The following is a 16919-nucleotide window of genomic DNA, read 5'->3' as shown; positions in this document are numbered from 1 at the left end:
AAAAGCAAAATTTTTCAAAAAATCTATTTTAGTTAAATAGGCCCAATTGAACCTATCTACTTACCCTTAAGTCCGCTTGCTTGGTTTTTGCCTAAAATCCTGTGAAATTAGGCTAAGACTTCTACAATACGGTCTGTCAGCTTATATTGAATTCTCGCATTTTTTGATGATCCAGCTCAATTCTTCCTCAATCCCGTCTCCCCAGACCAAGAAAGTCGTTATTGGCATGTCTGGAGGGGTAGATTCGTCGGTGGCGGCCTGGATGCTCAAGGAGCAAGGCTTTGAAGTGATTGGCCTTTTTATGAAAAATTGGGAGGATGACGACAACAACGAGTACTGTTCTGCTCGTCAGGATTGGTTGGATGTGGTTTCGGTGGCTGACATGATCGGAATTGATGTTGAAGCGGTTAATTTCGCTGCTGAATATCGTGAACGGGTATTTGCTGAGTTTTTGCGTGAATATGCTGCAGGGCGAACCCCTAATCCTGATGTTTTGTGTAACGCTGAAATTAAGTTTAAAGCCTTCTTGGATCATGCCATGAGCTTGGGGGCGGATGCTATTGCAACGGGTCACTATGCCCGTGTGCGCCATGAAGGTGGGAAAGTGCAGCTATTGAAAGCGGTTGACGCTAGCAAAGACCAAAGTTATTTTTTACATCGTTTAACGCAGCAGCAGTTAGCGAATGTCATGTTCCCGCTTGGCGAGATTCCGAAAACGGAAGTGAGAAAAATTGCAGAACAAATTGGTTTACATAACGCCAAAAAGAAAGATTCCACTGGAATTTGTTTTATTGGTGAACGTCCTTTTCGGGAATTCTTGAATCGCTACTTGCCACGTGTGCCAGGCCCTATTAAAACTCCAGAGGGTAAGGTTGTTGGTGAGCATATGGGCTTAGCATTCTTTACTTTGGGCCAACGTAAAGGCATTGGCTTGGGCGGCAGTCAAGATGGCAACGGCGATGCATGGTATGTGGCCCGCAAAGATATTCCGAATAACACTTTGTATGTGGCGCAAGGCCACGAACACCCGTGGTTATTGGCTAACAGGCTTTCCGCAATGGATGCTAGCTGGGTGTCTGGACAAGCGCCAACGCCGGGGGGTTATTCCGCTAAGACGCGTTATCGTCAAGTCGATTCTGCATGTACTTTTATGGCGGGCAATGACGCGCTCAGTTTTGAATTGACTGTTCCAGATGCGCAGTGGGCAGTGACACCAGGACAATCTGCCGTTCTCTACAATGGCGATATTTGTTTGGGTGGTGGAATTATTTCCGCATAGATTTCATTAGCAGACAGCGAATACAAAAATGCCAATCAATTTTGATTGGCATTGTTAACGAAGCGAAAAGTGAATTAAGCGGCTGGTGGTTCAGTTTCAATAAACGAAGGTCGCTGTAATAACTTTTGATACAGATGATCTAAGTTTGGATACTGCGTTTGCCATTTGACTGCTGGAAAGCGAAACAAGAGATATCCGATTGCGCAACCGACTGCGATATCCGCTAAGGTCATTTGCTTGCCATGACACCATGCGTTTTCGCCAAGCTGTTCAGACATCTCGCGAAGGGCGGCATCAATTTTGCCAATTTGGCGATCAACCCAGGTTTGGCTTTGCTCTTCTGCTGGGCGCGAGGTACGCTCTAAGCGAGCCAAAATTCCGGCATCCATAATTCCATCAGCTAGCGCTTCCCAGGTCTTGACTGCGGCACGTTCGCGGTTATCGGTCGGAATTAGTCTGCTGACAGGGCTTAAGCCATCCGCGTATTCAGCAATGACTCGGGAGTCATAAATAGCCTCGCCATCGTCAGAAATCAGGCAGGGAATCTTCCCTAGGGGGTTCTTAGCGCCAATTTTGGCGTCTGCGGCCCAGACATTCTCTAATTCAAGGTCGATATTGACCTTTTTCTCGTTAAAAACAATGCGTACTTTGCGTACGTAAGGGCTAGTGGGGGATACGATAAGTTTCATTGGCTCAAGTATAGCCATCCTATTTAGCCTTTGCAGGGCGCCAAACACATTAAAATTAGCTTTTATTGACATCTTCAATGCACAGGCAATATTCGTGAGTCAGCCGTTTTCTACCCTTAATGCTCTTTCCCCCTTAGACGGTCGTTATGCCGGAAAACTAGATGCTTTACGTCCTTGGCTTTCTGAAGCAGCTTTTATGCGTCAGCGCGTTTTTGTGGAAATTCATTGGTTATTGGCTTTGGCTGCTGCCGGCTTGCCTGATGTGCCCAAAATTAATGTTGCCGATGAAGCTTTCTTACTATCCCTGCCTGAAAACTTTTCAGATGCCGATGCGCAGCGCATTAAAGATATCGAAGCAGTTACCAATCATGACGTTAAAGCGGTTGAGTATTTCCTAAAGGAAAAAGTAGCGGGTCGACCAGACTTATTAAAAGCAAGTGAGTTCATTCACTTTGCTTGTACCTCTGAAGATATTAACAACACCTCTCATGGTTTGATGTTGCGTGGTGCGCGTGATGAAGTGCTCGTGCCACAACTAAGAAAAGTTCTTTCAGTGTTAACTGATTTGGCGATTGAGCATGCCAAGGTTCCACTACTTTCTCGTACGCATGGTCAACCGGCTTCACCGAGCACTCTCGGTAAAGAGATTGCCAATATCGCCAAGCGTTTAGAGCGCGCGATTGACGCGATCGCGGCAGTGCCGCTATTAGGCAAAATGAATGGCGCGGTTGGCAACTACAGCGCGCATTTATCTGCTTACCCTGATTTTGATTGGGAACATTTCTCGAAGAATTTGGTGGAAAAGCGTTTTGGACTTACTTTTAATCCCTACACCATTCAGATTGAGCCGCACGATGGCATGGCGCAACTCTTTGATGCGATTGCTCGCGCCAACACTATCCTCTTGGATATCGATCGTGATTTCTGGGCCTATATCTCTCTTGGCTACTTTAAGCAGCGCACTAAAGCAGGTGAGATTGGTTCCTCAACTATGCCGCATAAAGTGAACCCAATTGATTTTGAAAATTCTGAAGGCAACCTGGGCGTAGCTAACGCATTACTACGTCACCTTGCAGAAAAATTACCGATTTCTCGTTGGCAACGTGACCTCACTGATTCCACCGTATTGCGTAATCTAGGTCCTGCATTTGGGCATAGCGTATTGGCTTATGACAGTGCTTTGCGTGGCCTTGGCAAGTTAGAGGTGAATCTTGCTGCAATCGCTGCTGACTTGGACGCTTGTTGGGAAGTATTGGCTGAGCCAGTACAAACCGTGATGCGTCGTTACGGCATCGAGAATCCCTATGAGCAACTCAAAGAATTGACTCGCGGTAAGGGCATTAATCAAGCAGATTTACAAACCTTTATTCGTGGCTTGAAGATTCCTGAAGATGCAAAAGCGCGTCTGCTGGATATGACTCCATCTTCCTATTTAGGCAAGGCGGTCGAATTGACCGAACGTCTGAAAAAGTGAGTTTGACTACCAATTCAGAATACGGGGCCAAGCCCCGGATCTGGTTTGCTGTTTATCAACTGCTGTGGCACCTCTTGCTGCCGCTGGCTTTCTTGCGTTTAGTGTGGCGCTCTCGCCATGCTTTTTCTTATCTACATCATATTCCAGAGCGGCTCGGTTTTGGTTATGGCAAGCCAATCACCCAGGGCGCGATTTGGGTTCATGCCGTATCGGTAGGTGAAACTCGCGCTGCTCAACCTTTGATCGATGCTTATCTGGCCAGAGGCGAATCTATTTTGCTGACGCATATGACTTTGAATGGGCGTCGCACTGGTAAACAGTTATTCGCTAAAGCGATCGCTTCAGGACAAATGCGACAAGTCTATTTGCCTTATGACATTTGTTGGGCTGTGGAGCATTTCTTGAGCACTTTTAGGCCGAAGCTTGGCTTGTTTATGGAGACTGAAGCTTGGCCAACGGTGGTCTTTCGTTGCAAAGAGATGGATTTACCTCTTTTCTTGGTAAATGCCCGTTTATCACAGCGAAGTGCGCGTCGCGTAAATCAATTTGGCGAGGCTGGACGGGCTTTGTTTCAGGCATTTGCGGGCATCTTGGCTCAGACTGAATTTGATGCCCAACGTTACCGTAGCTTAGGCGTCACCAATGTGCAGATTGTCGGTAATCTCAAGTTTGATGTGCCATTGGATATCAATCTAGTAGAGCAAGGAAAGCGTTGGAAAGAAGCATTGCATACTGGTGATCGTCTCATGGTGTGTGCTGCTAGCACTCGTGATGGTGAGGAGGTCGTCATTCTGCAGGCGTGGAAAGATTTGCTCTTAAACCATGCCTTCCAAATTCCTCCTCTCCTTTGTTTAGTGCCGCGTCATCCAGAACGTTTCTCTGAGGTGGCAGAGCAGATCAACAATACTGGCTTAAAGTTTCGCAGACGCAGTGAATGGCCCGGCATTCCAAATGCATCTCCTGATTTAGATATTGTTTTAGGTGATTCCATGGGTGAGATGCCGATGTATTACAGCGCTTCTGACTTGGTGCTGATGGGGGGAAGTTTGCTTCCTTTTGGGGGCCACAATCTGATTGAAGCCTGTTCTGCGGGATGTCCTGTGTTATTGGGTGAGCATACCTATAACTTTCAGCAGGCTGCCTTGGATGCGATTGCTGGCGGTGCAGCTAAGCGAATTAAGGGTGAATTGCTCTTATCCGAGCCGATTGCTTTAATGGAGTCTCTAAAGGAGCTGCTTCTGAATACTGCCGATCTGGCAAAGATGAGTGTGTCCGCTAAGACTTACTCAATTGAACATCAAGGCGCAACCAACAGAATCTTAGCTGCCCTTGATTAACAAAACTTTTCTCTGAGCTAAAGCGTTGTTTAGTGCAGTTTGCGTTTAAACGCGCGCCCCGTAGTTAGGGTCATCGTTGCTGGCATTGTCATCCGGCTTTTTGTCGCCCTTTATTAAATCTTCACGTGTAACACCGAGCCACATCGCTAATGCCGCAGCAACGAAGACCGAAGAGTAAATACCAAACAAAATACCAATGGTTAGCGCCAAGGCAAAGTAGAAGAGTGTTGGGCCGCCAAAGATCAGCATAGCCAAAACCATCATCTCAGTACTGCCGTGAGTAATAACGGTGCGGCTGATAGTGCTAGTAATCGCGTTATCAATTATTTCACGGGTATTCATCTTTCGGTATTGGCGGAAGTTCTCACGAATGCGGTCAAAAATCACCACAGATTCGTTGACTGAGTAGCCAAGCACCGCCAGAACCGCCGCCAATACCGAGAGGGAGAATTCCCATTGGAAGAAAGCAAAGAAGCCCAGGATGATGACGACGTCATGTAAGTTCGCGATGATGCCGGCAACTGCAAACTTCCATTCAAAGCGGAAGGAGAGGTAAACCACGATGCCAATGATCACGAAGACCAAGGCCTTGAGGCCATCAATCGCCAACTCTTGACCAACCTGTGGCCCCACAAATTCAACGCGCTGAAGCTTCACGCCAGTTATTGCTGGATTTAATGCCTGCATTACCGCGGTGCTTTGATCGGCCGATGAAATGAGCTTGTCTGCGGCATCTTTTTGCAGCGGCAAACGAATCATGACATCGCGTGAACTACCAAAGTTTTGAATCTGAGTATCGGCATAACCCAGCTTCTCAACTTTCGCACGAATGGAATCCAAAGGCGCAGTTTGTGGATAGCTGACTTCCATGACCGTACCACCGGTAAATTCGATGGAGAGGTGTAGGCCGTTATGCCAGAGCAAGAAAACTGCTGCTAAAAAGGTAATTAAAGAAATCGCATTGAGCACCAAAGCATGGCGCATGAAGGGAATATCTTTTTTGATGCGGAAAAATTCCATGGCTTACTTCTCCTGTGGACGCCAAACTTGGCCAATAGCGAGTTTTTGAATCTTCTTGTGTCTGCCGTACCAGAGGTTGACAAGGCCGCGTGAGAAGAAAACAGCCGAGAATATTGAAGTCAGAATGCCAAAGCAGTGAACTACGGCGAAGCCCTTAATAGGGCCTGAGCCAAATGCTAACAAAGCCAAACCAGCAATTAATGTGGTGACGTTGGAATCTAGAATGGTTGCCCATGCCTTATCAAAACCAACAGCAATCGCTGTTTGTGGTGAGGCACCATTACGTAACTCTTCACGAATACGCTCATTAATTAATACGTTCGAGTCGATCGCCATACCTAAAGCCAATGCCATCGCAGCGATGCCTGGCAAGGTGAGTGTGGCTTGCAACATGGATAGCACAGAGATGAGGAGCAATAAGTTCACTGCTAAAGCAACAACAGAGAACGTGCCAAACAAGAGATAATAGGCAACCATAAAAACAGAGATTGCGCCAAATCCAATTAAGAGCGACTTAAAGCCCTTCTCAATATTTTCCGCACCAAGGCTTGGGCCGATTGTGCGTTCTTCAATGATTTCCATGGGGGCCGCTAAAGAGCCAGCACGCAAGAGAAGCGCTAAGTCATTCGCGCTCTCGGTAGTTGGTTGTCCGGTGATCTGGAACTTAGAGCCAAACTCAGTTTGGATCGTAGCAATGGTTAGAACCTCGCCTTTGCCCTTCTCAAACAGGATCATGCCCATTGGCTTGCCAATGTTTTCACGGGTGACTTCTTGCATTACGCGACCACCAGCGGCATCCAGGGAGATATTGACGGCAGGGCGTTGGTTTTGATCAAAGCCTGCGCTGGCATCCGTAATACGATCACCGCTGAAGATCACTGATTTTTTAAATACGCCTAAGCGATTTTCACCAAAGCGGAAGGTATCCATGCCTGGAGGCGGGGTTTCGCCTAAAGCAATTGTGGAAACCAGTGGGTCAGCTAGACGCGATTCCAGTGTGGCGGTGCGGCCAATAATATCTTTCGCGCGGGCGGTATCTTGTACCCCTGGCAATTGCACAACAATGCGCTCGGCACCTTGTTGTTGAATGACTGGTTCTTTAACGGCCAGTTCATTTACACGTTTATTCAATGTAATGATGTTTTGCTTTACCGCGTTGTCTTGAATTTCTTTTAATGCGGCTGGTTTAAATTCACCAACTACTTTTGGTGAGAGGCCAGTAGGCTTCACTTGCCAGACTAATTCTGGTTGAGCAGTGAGTAAAACGGAGCGGGCAGCTTCTGCATCGGCAGTGCTGCCAAAAGTAATGGAGATGAAGTCCGCGCCACGCTCACTACCTTGATGACGAATATTCTTATCGCGTAATTGGCTGCGAATATCGGTTGCGAGAGAAGTCACCTTTTTCTGAACTGCACCCTTCATATCCACTTGAAGCAGGAAGTACACGCCACCACGTAAGTCAAGACCCAATGGCATTGGCAGGGCATTGATTGCGTTGAGCCAGCCTGGAGTGTTGGATAGCAAATTGAGCGCAACGGTGTAATTGGGATCGTTTTGCTCCACATTCAATTTTTGTTGCAAGAGATCGCGTGCGCGCAATTGAATATCAGTGTTGTTAAAGCGTACTTTGATAGAGCCCACATTGCCGGCGACTTCAAAGAAAACGCCGGTGTTATTAATGTTGGCTTCAGTCAGAATCTTTTCTACACGAGACTGCGTTGCCAAATCAACCTTGATGGTTGGTTTGGCAGACGAGACTTGAACTGCTGGAGCCTCACCATAGAAATTGGGTAGTGAATATAGTCCGCCGATGAGTAGTGCGACAGCGATAACTAGATATTTCCAGAGAGGGTAGCGATTCATATTGAGATACTTTTACTAAGACGTATTAAGCAAATGCATTAAGCAGACTTCAGCGTGCCTTTTGGCAATACTGTAGTGATAGCGCCTTTTTGCAACTGCACTTCAGTACCGGCGGAAATTTCAAAAGTAACGACTTGGTCCTTCAACGCGGTTACTTTGCCCATGATGCCTCCAACAGTCACCACTTCGTCACCAACGCCTAATGATTCAAGCATGGCTTTAGTTTCTTTTTGACGCTTCATTTGTGGGCGAATCATGACGAAGTAGAAAACCGCAAACATCAAAATCAAAGGGAGGAAGCTCATCAAGCCACCGGAATCTGCGCCGGCTGCAGGAGCTTGGGCAAAAGCGTTACTAATCCACATACAAAACCTCCATTAATTACCATTTAAAAACTGCTGTGTTTTTCGACCTTTACATGCTTGGCCGTAACCCGCAATTCTAAACTGTGTGGGGCTTTGGAGGTGTTTTGCAGGGGGTTTTGCCCCCTGTAGGGCTATTAGTCCTGTCCGGGCTCAACACCACGCTGGCGATTACTGTGAAATTCCTCGCGATAGGCGCTAAAACGGTCTTTACCAAGGGCTTCGCGAACCTCCGTCATGAGCTGGAGGTAGTAAGACAGGTTGTGGATGGTGTTAAGTTGAGAACCCAGGATCTCATTCGCCTTTTGGAGGTGATGTAGATAGGATCTTGTGAAATTTTGGCAGGTGTAGCAGACGCAAGTAGGGTCAACCTGGCGATCATCGTCTTTATACCCAGAATTACGCAGTTTTAGGTCGCCAAAACGGGTAAAGAGCCAGCCATTGCGGGCGTTACGGGTGGGCATTACGCAATCGAACATATCGATGCCTAGACTAATGCCCAAAATCAAGTCTTCTGGAGTACCTACACCCATGAGGTAGTGTGGCATGTGTTCTGGCAGCTTTGGTGCGGTGAAATTGAGGATGCGCTCAAATTCTGGTTTTGGCTCCCCAACTGAGAGACCACCAATAGCGATCCCATCAAAGCCTTGTTGACTAACCGCATCTAGTGAAACTTCACGTAGGTTCTCGAACATGCCACCTTGCACGATACCAAAAAGCCCATTACCGGTATTGAGTTCGCGAAAGCGTTTGAGGGAGCGATCACCCCAACGTAGCGACATCTCTAGTGAAGCACGTGCTGTTTTTTCAGAAGTTGGTTGACCTTTGATTTCGTAAGGAGTGCACTCATCAAACTGCATGGCGATATCACTATTGAGTACCGCTTGAATTTCCATTGATACTTCTGGCGACATAAATAATTTGTCGCCATTAATTGGTGATGCAAAAGTGACGCCTTCTTGGGAAATCTTACGTAGAGCACCAAGGCTAAATACTTGAAAGCCACCAGAGTCAGTCAGGATCGGCTTGTCCCAGCCCATGAAGCGATGTAGACCACCATGTTTTTGAATCACATCCAAGCCTGGTCTTAACCATAAGTGAAATGTATTGCCTAAAATAATTTGCGCCTTAGCTTCATTCAGATCGCGTGGCGTCATTGCCTTTACCGTGCCATAGGTTCCTACAGGCATGAAGATGGGTGTTTGCACGCTACCGTGCGGTAGATCTAGCTGACCAAGTCGCGCGGGGCTTGGGGAGTCACGCGCCAAGATATTGAAGTGAACGGGTTTGGTCATGGATTTGTATTCTCGAATCGACAAAGAAACATGGCATCTCCATAACTGAAGAAACGATATTTCTGGTGAATGGCGTGTTGATAAGCAGCGCGAATATGATCCATTCCCGCAAAGGCGCTCACCAACATTAATAAAGTGGATTTTGGCAGATGAAAGTTGGTTAACAAACAATCCACCGTTTTAAATTGATAGCCTGGGGTAATAAAGAGATTGGTTGCGCCATTATTTTGCCCAGTGGCCGCTTGGCTTTCCAGGGCGCGCAGACTAGTGGTGCCAACCGCGATCACTCGCCCCCCATTTTTCTTAGTGGCTTCAATTGCCTGCAAGGTCTCAGTGGGAATGGAGAACCACTCGTAGTGCATCTTGTGTTTTGAAAGATCTTCTTCGCGCACTGGGGTAAATGTGCCGACCCCCACGTGTAAGGTGACACTTGCTTGATTGACGCCTAAATCTTTGATTTTTTGAAAAATAGATTCATCAAAATGAAGGCCTGCTGTTGGGGCTGCAACCGCTCCAGGATTTTTTGCTACTACTGTTTGATAACGCTGTGCGTCTTCGCCGTCAGGTTGATGTTTGATATAAGGGGGGAGTGGGAGCTCTCCAAAGCGTTCAAGCAAGGACAATACATTTTCCGGAAAGCGGACTTCATAAAAACGCCCGTCATAGCCAATCATTTCGACGGTGAAGGATTCGCCAGTCTGGTTATGAATGTGCACAAAAGTACCCGTCTTTGGCACCTTGGAAGCTCTAATTTGTACCCAAGCCTGCTTCTCACCGCTGATTCGCTCAATGAGCAGCTCAACATTCCCGCCCGTCTCTTTTTTGCCATGTAGACGTGCTGGAATGACCTTGGTGTCATTAAAGACTAATAAGTCCCCTGACTTAACAAGGCTAAGAATGTCCGTAAACTGTCGGTCTACCAATTGGATGTGATTTACCCCGTCTGCCTTGACCTCTAAGAGGCGGCTATCGGTTCTATTCGCCAAGGGATGTTGGGCGATTAGTTCGGTGGGAAGTTCGTAATTGAAGTCAGAAAGTTGCATAGCATTACCATCAGGTATTAGATTTTAACGATGACTACTAAACAAGCGCCAAGCACACTCCAAAAGATGGGTTTAGACAGCCCTATGGCCCTTGCTTTGCACTTACCGTCCCGTTATGAGGATGAGACTGAGTTGCTCACTATTGAGGAAGCCTTGCATCAGGGTAGATTTGCCTCGGCTCAGACTCAGGGTGTAGTCATTCGCAATCAAGTCCTGTTTCGCCCTAGAAGACAAATGCTTGTCACCATTGAGGACGAGACTGAGACTTTAAATCTTCGCTTTCTCAATTTTTATCCTAGCCAACAGAAACAAATGGCAGTTGGGGCTCATATTCGAGTTCGCGGGGAAGTGCGTGAGGGTTTTCAGGGCCCTGAAATGGTCCATCCAACTGTGCGTGCTGTAGTGCCAGATGCGCCATTACCCGCTAGCTTAACGCCAGTTTATCCAGCTAGTGTCGGTGTATCACAGACCATTATTCGCAAAGCGGTTACTCAAGCTTTGCGCGACCCTAGTTTGCGAGAGAGTTTGGCGGAGTTTTTGCCCGGCAAGCTCAAGGCGGAATTATTGCCAAGTCATGATTGGCCCAGTCTGCAAGCAGCGATTACCTATTTGCATCAGCCACCAGCCGACGCTAATACACAATCATTATTAGAGCGCACCCACCCGGCATGGCGTCGAGTTCAGTTTGAAGAATTGCTGGCTCAACAAATTTCTCTAAAGCGAGCGCATGCGATTCGTCGCGAGCGAAATGCCCCCAGTTTTGCAAAACGCGAAGGTGAAGCTAAGGCAGGCAAAGGGAAAGAAACAAAACACAGTCTTGAAGAGGGCTTGCTGCGAGTGTTACCTTTCAAGCTAACGCATGCTCAAGAACGTGTTTGGTCAGAGATTGCTCATGATCTCTCCCAATCTTTCCCGATGAATCGCCTTCTACAAGGGGATGTCGGTAGCGGCAAAACCGTAGTGGCTGCTTTGGCTGCAGCGCGGGCGATGGACCATGGCTTTCAGGCCGCCATCATGGCGCCAACTGAGATATTGGCTGAGCAACACTATCTCAAAATGAGGGAATGGTTTGAGCCCCTAGGCGTTCAGATTGCTTGGTTATCCGGTAGCTTAAAAGCAAAAGAAAAAAGACTTTCTCAAGAAAGGATTGAGAGCGGGCAGGCTCAGCTGATTATTGGTACGCATGCCTTGATTCAAGAGCAGGTAAGTTTTGCCAAACTAGGTTTAGCAGTCATTGATGAACAACATCGTTTTGGCGTGAGACAGCGTTTAGAGATTCAGCAACGTGTTGGATCAGAATTGTTTTACTGTCATCAATTGATGATGTCGGCAACACCTATTCCGCGCACCCTAGCAATGACTTACTACGCCGATTTAGATGTATCGGTCATTGATGAGTTGCCGCCTGGTCGTAAGCCGATTGCGACCAAGGTAGTGAAAGCCAGTCGTCGCGATGAGGTAATTGGTGGTTTGCAAAGTTGGTTATCAAAAGGATTGCAGACGTATTGGGTGTGTCCTCTCATTGAGGAGTCTGAAGTGCTACAGCTGCAGACGGCGGTAGAAAGTTTTGAGCAGCTCACACAAGCTTTGCCCGACTTTAAAGTGGGCTTGGTGCACGGTAGATTAAAGGCTGAAGAAAAAGCTGCAGTAATGGCTGCTTTCAAGGCCAATGAGATTCAGCTTTTGGTTGCCACCACGGTGATTGAGGTGGGGGTGGATGTGCCTAACGCGGCATTGATGGTAATTGAGCATGCAGAGCGTTTTGGGTATGCCCAAATTCATCAATTGCGCGGGCGCGTTGGAAGAGGATCCGCAGACTCTGTCTGTATTTTGATGTATGCCGAGCCCTTATCCATGGCCGCCAAGGAGCGTTTGCAAACATTGCGTGAGGCATCCGATGGATTTGTGATTGCCGAGCGCGATTTATCGCTGCGGGGCCCAGGGGAATTGCTAGGCGCCAAGCAGTCAGGAGATGCCATGCTGCGCTTTGTGGATTTGCAGCGTGACGCTTGGTTGATTGAGTTGGCTCAGCAGGCCGCTGAGCGCTTGCTAGCTGAGCATGCGGATTTAGTGGAGTGTCATTTAGAGCGCTGGCTTGGATCTCGGGCTGAGTTCTTAAAGGCTTGATAATTAAACGATGACTTTAAAAGAGCGCTTCATTTCTTATGGATATTTAATTAGGCTGGATAAGCCTATTGGCACGCTTTTGCTATTGTGGCCTACGCTCTGGGCGCTTTGGTTGGCAAGTAGCGGCGTGCCTGATTTATCAGTTTTACTGATCTTTACTGTAGGTACGTTTTTGATGCGGAGCGCAGGTTGCGCAATCAACGATTATGCGGACCGAGACTTTGATCGCCATGTCAAAAGAACGCAAGGGCGTCCAGTAACGAGTGGAAAAATTTCTGGAAAAGAAGCGGTGGCAGTGGCTGGCGTTTTGGCTTTCATTGCTTTCTTGCTACTCCAACCCTTAAACGCATTTACAAAGCAACTCTCAGTCCTTGCGCTGGTGGTCGCCTTTATCTATCCCTTTACTAAACGATTTTTTGCAATCCCCCAAGCTGTCCTGGGAATTGCCTTTGGATTTGGTATCCCAATGGCGTATGCGGCGATTTTGGATTTCATCCCGCTAGAGGTTTGGATCTTGTTTATTGGCAACATCTTCTGGGCTATTGCCTATGACACCGCCTATGCTATGGTTGATCGGGATGATGATCTGCGTCTAGGCTTGCGTACATCCGCCATCACTTTTGGGCGGCACGATGTCATTGCGATTGCAATTAGCTATGGAATATTGTTCTTAAGCCAATTATGCGTTTCCCAACTAGCGGGCTTGAGCAATTATTTTTTAGTGGGCTGGTTTGCGGCGCTAGCTTGCACTATCTATCATCTTAAATTAGTGTCCACTCGCAATAGAGAGGATTGCTTTAAAGCATTCCGCCACAATAACTGGTTGGGTGGATTTTTATTTTTGGGAATTGTGTTGGGCTTAGGTTTGAACTAGTAAGTCGTCAACTTTTACCTAGCTCGTCGCCCATCGCTTTACCGCGTTGACTGGCTGCATCAATCGCCTTTTCTAAAATCTCATGCCAACCTTGCTGCTTCATCACATCTAGTGCTGCTGCAGTAGTGCCGCCTTTAGAGGTCACTCTTTCACGCAATACGCCCGCATGTTCATCGGAGTTATGAGCCAACTGTGTAGCTCCTTCGAGGGTTGCGTAAGCTAGTCTGCGGGCTGTTGCCGCGTCCAGTCCAAGCTTCTCACCAGCAGATTGCATCACCTCAAGGAATGCAAAGACATAGGCGGGACCGCTACCGGAAACGGCGGTGACCGCATCCATCAGCTTTTCTTCCGATACCCATACCGCTTGACCTACGGCATGGCAGATCGTTTCAGCTAAAGCGCGGTCAGTTTCATCAACGGCGGCATCCGCAAAGAGTCCGGTAATGCCTTTGCCAATTAATGCTGGTGTATTAGGCATAGCTCGTACGCAACGCGTGTGATCTAGCCAGCGACTCATATCTTTTAAGCGAATGCCAGCAGCCATACTCAGAATTAATGGCCCAGGTGCGGTGGCATGCTTTAGCTTTGACGCCAACCCTTTAGCAACAACATTAAAGTCTTGTGGCTTGATTGCCATAACAACCACATTATTTTTGGTGAATTCAAAAGCGATTTGCTCTATGGCACCAATGCCTTGCACTTCAAAGTCTTCGTACAGTTTTAAGGCGGTAGAGGCGTTTGCTTCTACAACCGATATTTGATTGGGTTCGAAGCCGTTGGCAAGGATGCCGCTAATCATGGCGCGCCCCATATTGCCACCACCGATAAATGTAATGTGGACATTGCTATTGTTTTGCATGGTTTTATTTGTGCTCATGTGTTTATCTTATCGCGCTTACGGAAAATGGCCGTGCCAACACGAGCCATCGTGCTCCCCTCCAGGATGGCAGCCTCTAAATCATCTAACATGCCCATCGCAAGGGTGTCGAAAAATTGATATCCCAACTCAGTGGCGTGTGCAGTTTGAATTTGTTGGACACAGTCACGTACAGCAGCAAATGCTTGGCGTTGCTGAGTTGAATCAGGGTTATGGACGGGAATAGCCATTAGGCCTCTCAGTACCAAATTGGGCAAAGTGGTAATGGCATTACAAAGCGCTTCGACTTCTGTCAAAGCAACACCGCTCTTACTGTCTTCTTGGATGACATTGATTTGTACGCAAACCTGCAATGGAGCCAGGTCTGGAAATTCACCTCGTTGCGCAGCTAGACGTTCCGCGATTTTGAGGCGATCAACACTATGAACCCAGTCAAAGTGCTGAGCTACTTCTCTGGTTTTATTGCTTTGAAGGGGCCCAATGAAATGCCAGACTAGCCAATGGCGTAATTTGGCAAGCTTCTCAATTTTTTTCAACAGCCTCTTGAGCATAGCTTTCGCCAAAAGCGGATTGACCGGCATGCATTGCTTCCTCAACCGCTGAGGCGGGAAAGGTTTTGCTAACCGACAGAAGTTCAATTTCTTCAAGCTCACGCTTTTCCGCCAAGGCGGCGAGTTCAATTCGCTCTCTGACTTGCATCAGATTTACAACAATGGAATTCATGAGGCTCTGGAAGATTTGCTGACTAGCTGGTCTACGATTTCGATCCAATGCACTACTGGCGTGTCTTCTTGCTGTAGATGGGTAATGCATCCAATATTTCCGGAAACAATGACTTCAGCGCCAGATTCTTCGCAAGCAGCGTTTAAGTGGGTTAACTTATTTTTGCGTAGTTGTTTGGATAATTCTGGTTGAGTCACTGAATAAGTGCCGGCGGAACCGCAGCAAAGATGACTGTCTGCGCACAAACGTACGCCAACACCAATGCGTGAAAGCAGCCCATCAACCTTACCGCGAATTTGTTGACCATGTTGTAGGGTACAGGGTGGGTGATACACCACGCCTGGCTTGGGATCTACCCCCACAAGTTGTACAAGTTCATTTTGCAATGAGGGAAAAATCTCAGAGATATCTTTGGTTAGGTCGGAGATCTTTTTTGCTTTAGCGGCATAAGTAGGATCATTTGCAAAGCGGTGACCATAGTCTTTCACTATCACACCGCAACCAAAGGCAGTCATCAGAATCGCTTCGACACCGTTTTCAACTACAGGCCACCATGCATCAATATTTTGCTTGGCATTATCCAGGCCACCAGTTTGATCGTTGAGGTCATAACGTAGTGCGCCACAGCAAGTCGCATTCGGGGCGCTAATGAGTTGAATCTTTAACGCATTCAGTACGCGCGCTGTCGCGGAATTAATAGTCGGCAACATACAAGGCTGTACGGCAACCTTCTAATAGAAGCATTTTGCGTTGATGCGCGGTTGTAGGTCTTGCATGCGGATCAGTTGAGTTTGCTAACGCTTTATTGACGGTCACTGGAATCTTGCGTTGCATGCCGATTGGCATGAGCGGGCGCACTAGATGCCCTAAGGCCATTGCCGTATTAAATAAAGCGGGCTTGGTTAGGCCTTCTTTTAAGGCCCAACGCGTAAGTCTTTGCGTTAATGGGCGTGCAGGTGTATTTTCTTCTGCCCATTTACGACCGATATCAACCAAGTTGCCGTATTGCACACCGCTAGGGCAAGTGTTTTCGCAATTACGACAAGTTAAGCAGCGATCTAAATGAAGACGCGTCTTTTCTGTTGGCGCTTGGCCTTCAGCGATTTGCTTAATGAGATAGATGCGTCCCCGTGGACCATCCAACTCATCACTCAGCAGTTGATAAGTAGGGCAGGTGGCAGTACAAAAACCACAGTGAACACATTTGCCCAGAATGCGGACTGCCTCGATACCTTCCGGCGTGTTGGCAAATTGAGGGGCGAGTTGAGTTTGCATAGAAATACTTATGAAAGACGTTTAGTGGCAAATACGCCATCAGGATCAAAGGCGGACCTCAGGCGTTCTTGCACTGCCTCAAGCGCTTTGGAATGGGATTGCTCTGAGAGTAATGTGAAGCGCTGATAGGAGGGGTCTACATTTGCACCCTGTCTAAATCGAGTTGCATGTCCACCATGAGAATTGGCAATGGCTTTAATGGCTGTGAAGGTAGCCTCGTCACCGGGCGATTTAATCTAGCGTTGTTGACCATGCCACTCTAGAGTGATTTCATCAGCTGCGCCTGGCATGGCGATTGGTCCGCAAGCGGCGGGTAGCGCTAAGCGGTACAAAGTTTGATCCGCGTCTAGATTGGTGAAGGCAGACATTTTTTGCTCGCGCAAATCATTTCAGAAATTGTCAGCAGTCTCTTCATTAATGACGCTGCCATCAATCAAAGCGCTCCTCAACGGAATCGCAGCTTGCACACCGGCCGCAGCGCCTGCGAGACGAATAGCGAGTGCACCATCACCACCTTTGCTTGAGCCAATCCAACAACTCGCTAAAAGTGGCAGTGGCTGACCAGCCCATTCATTTAAAACTGTTAAAGCTTTTTCTTGGGAGATCTTGCAACGCAATGTCCCTGTCGCCGCAGGTTTTGGCAATACTTTGACTGAGGCTTCCAATAAAAGAGATAGCGTG

General features: G+C 47.6%; 14 protein-coding genes and 2 pseudogenes. 5 read left to right on the top strand and 11 right to left on the bottom strand.

Features of this window, described 5'->3' with window-relative positions:
- The first annotated feature begins 166 nt into the window (after positions 1-166).
- Positions 167-1279, top strand: coding sequence for a tRNA 2-thiouridine(34) synthase MnmA (mnmA, locus tag DXE35_RS07605; RefSeq protein ID WP_114690100.1), 1113 nt, complete (start codon positions 167-169; stop codon positions 1277-1279).
- Positions 1280-1353: 74 nt separating this feature from the next.
- Here mnmA and DXE35_RS07600 read toward each other — a convergent pair whose 3' ends face one another.
- Positions 1354-1968 carry a glutathione S-transferase N-terminal domain-containing protein gene (locus tag DXE35_RS07600; protein ID WP_114690416.1) on the bottom strand — a complete coding sequence of 205 codons (615 nt, stop codon included), beginning with the start codon at positions 1966-1968 and terminating at the stop codon, positions 1354-1356.
- A gap of 94 nt (positions 1969-2062) precedes the next feature.
- On the opposite strand from DXE35_RS07600, the gene purB reads away from it, so the two are divergent.
- Positions 2063-3442: an adenylosuccinate lyase gene (purB, locus tag DXE35_RS07595; RefSeq protein WP_114690099.1), complete on the top strand. Its 1380-nt coding sequence runs from the start codon at positions 2063-2065 to the stop codon at positions 3440-3442.
- Positions 3439-4779, top strand: coding sequence for a 3-deoxy-D-manno-octulosonic acid transferase (locus DXE35_RS07590; RefSeq protein ID WP_231970093.1), 1341 nt, complete (start codon positions 3439-3441; stop codon positions 4777-4779). Before purB ends, DXE35_RS07590 begins: the two co-directional genes overlap by 4 nt.
- A gap of 45 nt (positions 4780-4824) precedes the next feature.
- Here DXE35_RS07590 and secF read toward each other — a convergent pair whose 3' ends face one another.
- From secF to queA, 5 genes are all read right to left on the bottom strand, one after another.
- Positions 4825-5799, bottom strand: coding sequence for a protein translocase subunit SecF (gene secF / locus DXE35_RS07585; RefSeq protein WP_114690098.1), 975 nt, complete (start codon positions 5797-5799; stop codon positions 4825-4827).
- 3 nt (positions 5800-5802) lie between these two features.
- Positions 5803-7662, bottom strand: coding sequence for a protein translocase subunit SecD (secD, locus tag DXE35_RS07580; protein ID WP_114690097.1), 1860 nt, complete (start codon positions 7660-7662; stop codon positions 5803-5805).
- Positions 7663-7700: 38 nt separating this feature from the next.
- A complete protein-coding gene (gene yajC / locus DXE35_RS07575) occupies positions 7701-8027 on the bottom strand; it encodes a preprotein translocase subunit YajC (protein WP_114690096.1) in 327 nt (108 codons plus the stop codon).
- A gap of 134 nt (positions 8028-8161) precedes the next feature.
- Positions 8162-9319, bottom strand: coding sequence for a tRNA guanosine(34) transglycosylase Tgt (tgt, locus tag DXE35_RS07570; protein ID WP_114690095.1), 1158 nt, complete (start codon positions 9317-9319; stop codon positions 8162-8164).
- Positions 9316-10362, bottom strand: a complete 1047-nt coding sequence (gene queA, locus DXE35_RS07565; protein WP_114690094.1) for a tRNA preQ1(34) S-adenosylmethionine ribosyltransferase-isomerase QueA — start codon at positions 10360-10362, stop codon at positions 9316-9318. The genes tgt and queA overlap by 4 nt, the downstream gene beginning before the upstream one ends.
- 30 nt (positions 10363-10392) lie before the next feature.
- Here queA and recG point away from each other — a divergent pair, with 30 nt between their 5' ends.
- Both recG and ubiA read left to right on the top strand, forming a co-directional pair.
- The gene (gene recG, locus DXE35_RS07560; RefSeq protein ID WP_114690093.1) at positions 10393-12489 is read left to right on the top strand and encodes an ATP-dependent DNA helicase RecG; all 2097 of its coding nucleotides are present in this window, start codon (positions 10393-10395) and stop codon (positions 12487-12489) included.
- A gap of 10 nt (positions 12490-12499) precedes the next feature.
- On the top strand, positions 12500-13363 hold the full coding sequence (gene ubiA / locus DXE35_RS07555; protein WP_114690092.1) for a 4-hydroxybenzoate octaprenyltransferase: 864 nt from the start codon (positions 12500-12502) through the stop codon (positions 13361-13363).
- 7 nt (positions 13364-13370) lie between these two features.
- Here the strand turns inward: ubiA and proC are convergent, their stop codons facing one another.
- From proC to DXE35_RS11520, 5 genes and pseudogenes are all read right to left on the bottom strand, one after another.
- Positions 13371-14240, bottom strand: coding sequence for a pyrroline-5-carboxylate reductase (gene proC / locus DXE35_RS07550; protein ID WP_114690091.1), 870 nt, complete (start codon positions 14238-14240; stop codon positions 13371-13373).
- A pseudogene (locus DXE35_RS07545) lies at positions 14237-14963 on the bottom strand (YggS family pyridoxal phosphate-dependent enzyme). Before DXE35_RS07545 ends, proC begins: the two are co-directional and overlap by 4 nt.
- Positions 14960-16238 (bottom strand): annotated as a pseudogene (glcF, locus tag DXE35_RS07540) (glycolate oxidase subunit GlcF). Before glcF ends, DXE35_RS07545 begins: the two co-directional pseudogenes overlap by 4 nt.
- Before the next feature lie 236 nt (positions 16239-16474).
- The gene (locus DXE35_RS11525; protein WP_331851946.1) at positions 16475-16606 is read right to left on the bottom strand and encodes a hypothetical protein; all 132 of its coding nucleotides are present in this window, start codon (positions 16604-16606) and stop codon (positions 16475-16477) included.
- Positions 16607-16627: 21 nt separating this feature from the next.
- On the bottom strand, positions 16628-16903 hold the full coding sequence (locus tag DXE35_RS11520) for a hypothetical protein (RefSeq protein WP_331851945.1): 276 nt from the start codon (positions 16901-16903) through the stop codon (positions 16628-16630).
- Between the last annotated feature and the right edge of the window lie 16 nt (positions 16904-16919).

This window comes from Polynucleobacter necessarius, from assembly GCF_900095215.1.
Lineage (GTDB): Bacteria > Pseudomonadota > Gammaproteobacteria > Burkholderiales > Burkholderiaceae > Polynucleobacter > Polynucleobacter necessarius_H.
This window is presented reverse-complemented; position numbering and strand designations above follow the sequence as displayed.